The sequence below is a fragment of the Staphylococcus sp. EG-SA-2 genome (genome assembly GCF_017152085.1).
The window spans coordinates 1-6,800 of record NZ_JACYHC010000391.1 but is presented as its reverse complement, the minus strand read 5'-3'; the positions used below and the strand labels follow the sequence as shown (position 1 = coordinate 6,800).

Here is a 6,800-nt window from a genome sequence, read left to right as displayed (position 1 = left end):
ATAAAACATCGTTGCTTAATTTTGTCATAGAACATTTAAATTAACATCATGAAATTCGTTTTGGCGGTGAAAAAATAATGGATAATAATGAAAAAGAAAAAAGTAAAAGTGAACTATTAGTTGTAACAGGTTTATCTGGAGCAGGTAAATCTTTGGTTATTCAATGTTTAGAAGACATGGGATATTTTTGTGTAGATAATCTACCACCAGTGTTATTGCCTAAATTTGTAGAGTTGATGGAACAAGGAAATCCATCCTTAAGAAAAGTGGCAATTGCAATTGATTTAAGAGGTAAGGAACTATTTAATTCATTAGTTGCAGTAGTGGATAAAGTTAAAAGTGAAAGTGACGTCATCATTGATGTTATGTTTTTAGAAGCAAGTACTGAAAAATTAATTTCAAGATATAAAGAAACGCGTCGTGCACATCCTTTGATGGAACAAGGTAAAAGATCCTTAATTAATGCAATTAATGATGAGCGAGAGCATTTGTCTCAAATTAGAAGTATAGCTAATTTTGTTATAGATACTACAAAGTTATCACCTAAAGAATTAAAAGAACGCATTCGTCGATACTATGAAGATGAAGAGTTTGAAACTTTTACAATTAATGTCACAAGTTTCGGTTTTAAACATGGAATTCAGATGGATGCAGATTTAGTATTTGATGTACGATTTTTACCAAATCCATATTATGTAGTAGATTTAAGACCTTTAACAGGATTAGATAAAGACGTTTATAATTATGTTATGAAATGGAAAGAGACGGAGATTTTCTTTGAAAAATTAACTGATTTGTTAGATTTTATGATACCCGGGTATAAAAAAGAAGGGAAATCTCAATTAGTAATTGCCATCGGTTGTACGGGTGGACAACATCGATCTGTAGCATTAGCAGAACGACTAGGTAATTATCTAAATGAAGTATTTGAATATAATGTTTATGTGCATCATAGGGACGCACATATTGAAAGTGGCGAGAAAAAATGAGACAAATAAAAGTTGTACTTATCGGTGGTGGCACTGGCTTATCAGTTATGGCTAGGGGATTAAGAGAATTCCCAATTGATATTACGGCGATTGTAACAGTTGCTGATAATGGTGGGAGTACAGGGAAAATCAGAGATGAAATGGATATACCAGCACCAGGAGACATCAGAAATGTGATTGCAGCTTTAAGTGATTCTGAGTCAGTTTTAAGCCAACTTTTTCAGTATCGCTTTGAAGAAAATCAAATTAGCGGTCACTCATTAGGTAATTTATTAATCGCAGGTATGACTAATATTACGAATGATTTCGGACATGCCATTAAAGCATTAAGTAAAATTTTAAATATTAAAGGTAGAGTCATTCCATCTACAAATACAAGTGTGCAATTAAATGCTGTTATGGAAGATGGAGAAATTGTTTTTGGAGAAACAAATATTCCTAAAAAACATAAAAAAATTGATCGTGTGTTTTTAGAACCTAACGATGTGCAACCAATGGAAGAAGCAATCGATGCTTTAAGGGAAGCAGATTTAATCGTTCTTGGACCAGGGTCATTATATACGAGCGTTATTTCTAACTTATGTGTCAATGGTATTTCAGATGCGTTAATTCATTCTGATGCGCCTAAGCTATATGTTTCTAATGTGATGACGCAACCTGGGGAAACAGATGGTTATAGCGTGAAAGATCATATCGATGCGATTCATAGACAAGCTGGACAACCGTTTATTGATTATGTCATTTGTAGTACACAAACTTTCAATGCTCAAGTTTTGAAAAAATATGAAGAAAAACATTCTAAACCAGTTGAAGTTAATAAGGCTGAACTTGAAAAAGAAAGCATAAATGTAAAAACATCTTCAAATTTAGTTGAAATTTCTGAAAATCATTTAGTAAGACATAATACTAAAGTGTTATCGACAATGATTTATGATATAGCTTTAGAATTAATTAGTACTATTCCTTTCGTACCAAGTGATAAACGTAAATAATATAGAACGTAATCATATTATGATATGATAATAGAGCTGTGTAAAAAAATGAAAATAGACAGTGGTTCTAAGGTGAATCATGTTTTAAATAAGAAAGGAATGACTGTACGATGAGCTTTGCATCAGAAATGAAAAATGAATTAACTAGAATAGACGTCGATGAAATGAATGCAAAAGCAGAGCTCAGTGCGCTGATTCGAATGAATGGTGCACTTAGTCTTTCAAATCAACAATTTGTTATAAATGTTCAAACGGAAAATGCAACAACGGCAAGACGTATTTATTCGTTGATTAAACGTGTCTTTAATGTGGAAGTTGAAATATTAGTCCGTAAAAAAATGAAGCTTAAAAAAAATAATATTTATATTTGTCGTACAAAGATGAAAGCGAAAGAAATTCTTGATGAATTAGGAATTTTAAAAGACGGCATTTTTACGCATGAAATTGATCATTCAATGATTCAAGATGATGAAATGAGACGCAGTTACTTGAGAGGAGCTTTTCTGGCAGGTGGCTCAGTGAATAACCCTGAAACATCTTCGTACCATTTGGAAATTTTTTCTCAAAATGAGAGTCATGCAGAAGGCTTAACGAAACTAATGAATAGTTATGAGTTGAATGCCAAACATTTAGAGCGAAAAAAAGGAAGTATTACGTATTTAAAAGAAGCGGAAAAGATTTCGGATTTTCTTAGTTTGATAGGTGGCTATCAAGCGTTATTAAAATTTGAAGACGTACGTATTGTAAGAGATATGCGTAATTCTGTTAACCGACTCGTTAATTGTGAAACGGCAAATCTAAATAAAACAGTTAGTGCTGCGATGAAACAAGTTGAGAGCATTAAATTGATTGATAAAGAAATTGGTATTGAAAATTTACCAGACAGGTTGAGAGAGATTGCTAGAATTCGAGTAGAACATCAAGAAATTTCGTTGAAAGAGCTTGGAGAAATGGTATCAACTGGTCCAATTTCAAAATCAGGTGTAAATCACCGATTAAGAAAACTTAATGATTTAGCCGATAAGATTAGAAATGGTGAACAAATAGAATTATAAGTAAGAAGGTGTTTTTGGTAGTGAATTATCAAAAATACCTTTTTTATGATTAAAAAGTGTTTAATGAATAATAGTCGACTAACTATTAAATTGAGCTGGAAAGTTTAATGAAGGAAATTCAATAACCAAGCGTTACCTAATTTTCTCATTAAGTAGCATCATATGTATCAATTTGGTCATAAGAAAATATGAATGTGATAATTAATTGAGTCACTGATCATAGACAAAAACAAAATCAGCATAAATAAGAATCCCGACTTTGCGGGATTCTCTGTATTGAAAAGTATTGTATTTTATTAAAACAGCCTCCTTGAAGGGAATTGAACCCCTATCTTAAGAACCGGAATCTTACGTGTTATCCATTACACCACAAGGAGCAAATATGTAATCATATCTCTGTACTATGAGAAATAAAATAAGTACAATCTAAAATAGATATTATCAGTTTACAAAGGAAAGAGAAAAGCGTCAAACAATGTAACTATTTAAAGTCAAAGTGTTTGACCAAATTTGACTTAATATGTAAAATAATGAGTAACAGTTATTACAAGGAGGAAATATAGATGAATTTAATTCCTACAGTTATTGAAACAACAAACCGCGGTGAACGTGCATATGATATATACTCACGTTTATTAAAAGACCGTATTATTATGTTAGGTTCACAAATTGATGACAACGTAGCAAATTCAATCGTATCACAGTTATTATTCTTACAAGCGCAAGACTCAGAGAAAGATATTTATTTATACATTAATTCACCAGGTGGAAGTGTAACAGCTGGTTTTGCGATTTATGATACAATTCAACACATTAAACCTGATGTTCAAACAATTTGTATCGGTATGGCTGCATCAATGGGATCATTCTTATTAGCAGCTGGTGCAAAAGGTAAACGTTTCGCGTTACCAAATGCAGAAGTAATGATTCACCAACCATTAGGTGGTGCTCAAGGACAAGCAACTGAAATCGAAATTGCTGCAAATCACATTTTAAAAACACGTGAAAAATTAAACCGCATTTTATCAGAGCGTACTGGTCAAAGTATTGAAAAAATACAAAAAGACACAGATCGTGATAACTTCTTAACTGCAGAAGAAGCTAAAGAATATGGCTTAATTGATGAAGTGATGGTACCTGAAACAAAATAATTCAAAGTAAAGAGTAGACTAAGCAGTCTGCTCTTTTTGTATGAGTAAACCGAGGTGTCAATAAATTGTTTACTATACTTTGAGCGGAAATATGATTGAATGAAGCTAGTTGAACCGTAACTATATGAAATGTTCCCTTCAAAGTAGACATTGAAAGGAACATTTCAATCCTTTGTTTGTAAGTCGCTCTAGACATTACATTTAGTACATATGTTGTTTCTAATGCTCATTAATGGTATTGATTATTCTTTGATTAAATCTTCAAGTGCCATTTTTAAATTACTATATTTAAATTGGAATCCCAATGCTTGAATTTTATTAGGTAATACTTTTTGAGTATCCAATACTACTGTTGACATTTGACCAAGTATGAGACGCATTGCAAGACTTGGTGCCCAAGTTTCATGGGGCTTATGCATAGCTCTTGCTAAAGTGTAGCCAAATAAATTTTGACGCTCAGGTATAGGTGCAGTTAAATTAAACGGACCACTAGCTGACTCGTTATTTATTAAAAATAAAATAGCTTGAATTAAATCATTGATATGAATCCATGAATACCATTGTTGACCAGAACCTAATTTACCACCAATGTAATATTTGTATGGTAGTTTCATTGTTTGTAACGCACCGCCTTCATTCGATAAAATCATACCGAAACGACCGATGACAACTCGCGTACCTAATTGTTCAAATTGTTGTGCGAAACGTTCCCATTGATACACAATATCTGATAAGAAATCAAATGGTAAAGTTTTATAAACTTCTGTGTAACTCATAAATAAATCAGGAGGATAGTAACCAGTGGCGCTAGCATTAAATAAAACTTTAGGTGCTTTATTACGTGATTTAAACAATTCATATAAAGCTTGCGTAGATTGAATTCTACTTAGCATTAGCGTTTGTTTATATTCCGGTGTCCATCGTTTATTCAGTGTAGCACCTGCTAAGTTGATGACCACATCGATATTTTGAGGAACTTTGTGTTCCCACCCAGATTTAGCCCAGTTGACATATGAAATTTTCTTATCATTTGAAATTTGGTCGTGTCGCGTTAATATCGTGATATGTGAATCTGATTTTTTAATTTCATTAACTAATTGAGATCCAACCATACCAGTCCCACCAGTAATTAAGTATTGTTTCATTATCATTCACCCCATGTAATTTTGTATTTAGTTACTATTTAATAATCATTATTGTTGTTCAAAGGTTATACATTATTTAGACAATAATATGTCAATAATTTTTTTTGAATTGTATTTTAATAAAAATGATATAAGTTATAATAAAGGTGTACCTTCGATAACGAATAAACATCTCTTAAAAGTATGTGTAAAACGCTGCATGATACAAACGAAGGTAAAAATTTGACTCCCTTTAGTAGTGGACCCGTACGTTAATCGTGCGGGTCGTTTTTATTTATTTCTTATTCCCATTATACATCAATTTAAAGCATTAATTTTTTAAACAAATTTAAGAATACATAGTAATATAACAATCTAAACATAAAAACTTTTAACACAACACTTAAACCAATGCTTTAATTTTCAATACGTAGCTATAATTTGTTGTAAAATCAAAAAGGTTAAAATGTTAATTTTCAAAAAAAGGCTCAAAATATGTTTGATTTAGTTATTAAATGTTAAGATATATAAGACTACTATTTCTTTGTAAAAATGAATCCGATTTACGAGTGAGTAATAGTGAAGGCAGTTTTAAGTTGAAGAAGGCAAAAAGAGTAAATGTTTATTAATATTTGTAGAAACTAGGTAAGCAAATTAGTTGTGAAAATGTTAATGGTTGCGTGATAATTTCTATATTTAAATTAGTTTGAAGTGAGGGAGAGTATGTCGAATCAAAATTACGACTACAATAAAAATGAAGATGGAAGTAAGAAGAAAATGAGTACAACAGCGAAAGTAGTTAGCATTGCGACGGTATTGCTATTACTCGGAGGATTAGTATTTGCAATTTTTGCATATGTAGATCATTCGAATAAAGCTAAAGAACGTATGTTGAACGAACAAAAGCAGGAACAAAAAGAAAAGCGTCAAAAAGAAAATGCAGAAAAAGAGAGAAAGAAAAAGCAACAAGAGGAAAAAGAGCAGAATGAGCTAGATTCACAAGCAAACCAATATCAGCAATTGCCACAGCAGAATCAATATCAATATGTGCCACCTCAGCAACAAGCACCTACAAAGCAACGTCCTGCTAAAGAAGAGAATGATGATAAAGCATCAAAGGATGAGTCGAAAGATAAGGATGACAATGCATCTCAAGATAAATCAGATGATAATCAGAAGAAAACTGATGATAATAAACAACCAGCTCAGCCTAAACCACAGCCGCAACAACCAACACCAAAGCCAAATAATAATCAACAAAATAATCAATCAAATCAGCAAGCAAAACCACAAGCACCACAACAAAATAGCCAATCAACAACAAATAAACAAAATAATGCTAATGATAAGTAGTATTTAGTCAAACAAAAATGAACCAGTATGACAGACAACACAATTAATTAGGTTGTCTCGAATATTGGTTCTTATTTTTATAATTGTTAATTAGGGGAGAGATGATACTTAAATAGTTAGTTGTTTATTTTACGGA

At 31.8% G+C, this 6,800-nt stretch carries 6 protein-coding genes; 5 read left to right on the top strand and 1 reads right to left on the bottom strand.

Annotated elements, in window-relative coordinates; translation table 11 throughout:
• Positions 1–77: 77 nt before the first annotated feature.
• From rapZ to clpP, 4 genes are all read left to right on the top strand, one after another.
• The gene (rapZ, locus tag IDG60_RS03650; protein WP_000369722.1) at positions 78–989 is read left to right on the top strand and encodes an RNase adapter RapZ; all 912 of its coding nucleotides are present in this window, start codon (positions 78–80) and stop codon (positions 987–989) included.
• Positions 986–1,981, top strand: a complete 996-nt coding sequence (locus IDG60_RS03645) for a YvcK family protein (RefSeq protein WP_001248939.1) — start codon at positions 986–988, stop codon at positions 1,979–1,981. The genes rapZ and IDG60_RS03645 overlap by 4 nt, the downstream gene beginning before the upstream one ends.
• A 110-nt stretch (positions 1,982–2,091) precedes the next feature.
• The gene (whiA, locus tag IDG60_RS03640; RefSeq protein ID WP_000006551.1) at positions 2,092–3,036 is read left to right on the top strand and encodes a DNA-binding protein WhiA; all 945 of its coding nucleotides are present in this window, start codon (positions 2,092–2,094) and stop codon (positions 3,034–3,036) included.
• A gap of 563 nt (positions 3,037–3,599) precedes the next feature.
• Positions 3,600–4,187: an ATP-dependent Clp endopeptidase proteolytic subunit ClpP gene (gene clpP, locus IDG60_RS03635; protein ID WP_001049165.1), complete on the top strand. Its 588-nt coding sequence runs from the start codon at positions 3,600–3,602 to the stop codon at positions 4,185–4,187.
• A gap of 242 nt (positions 4,188–4,429) precedes the next feature.
• Here the strand turns inward: clpP and IDG60_RS03630 are convergent, their stop codons facing one another.
• A complete protein-coding gene (locus IDG60_RS03630; RefSeq protein WP_000816304.1) occupies positions 4,430–5,332 on the bottom strand; it encodes a TIGR01777 family oxidoreductase in 903 nt (300 codons plus the stop codon).
• Positions 5,333–6,034: 702 nt separating this feature from the next.
• Here IDG60_RS03630 and IDG60_RS03625 point away from each other — a divergent pair.
• Complete coding sequence (locus IDG60_RS03625; protein WP_000070831.1) at positions 6,035–6,664, top strand: DUF4887 domain-containing protein; 630 nt, start codon at positions 6,035–6,037, stop codon at positions 6,662–6,664.
• Positions 6,665–6,800: the final 136 nt, after the last annotated feature.

Coding starts and splice junctions, on each gene's coding strand:
- clpP (WP_001049165.1), top strand. CDS start 3,600: ATGAATTTAATTCCTACAGTTATTGAAACAACAAACCGCGGTGAACGT.
- rapZ (WP_000369722.1), top strand. CDS start 78: ATGGATAATAATGAAAAAGAAAAAAGTAAAAGTGAACTATTAGTTGTA.
- whiA (WP_000006551.1), top strand. CDS start 2,092: ATGAGCTTTGCATCAGAAATGAAAAATGAATTAACTAGAATAGACGTC.
- IDG60_RS03630 (WP_000816304.1), bottom strand. CDS start 5,332: ATGAAACAATACTTAATTACTGGTGGGACTGGTATGGTTGGATCTCAA.
- IDG60_RS03625 (WP_000070831.1), top strand. CDS start 6,035: ATGTCGAATCAAAATTACGACTACAATAAAAATGAAGATGGAAGTAAG.
- IDG60_RS03645 (WP_001248939.1), top strand. CDS start 986: ATGAGACAAATAAAAGTTGTACTTATCGGTGGTGGCACTGGCTTATCA.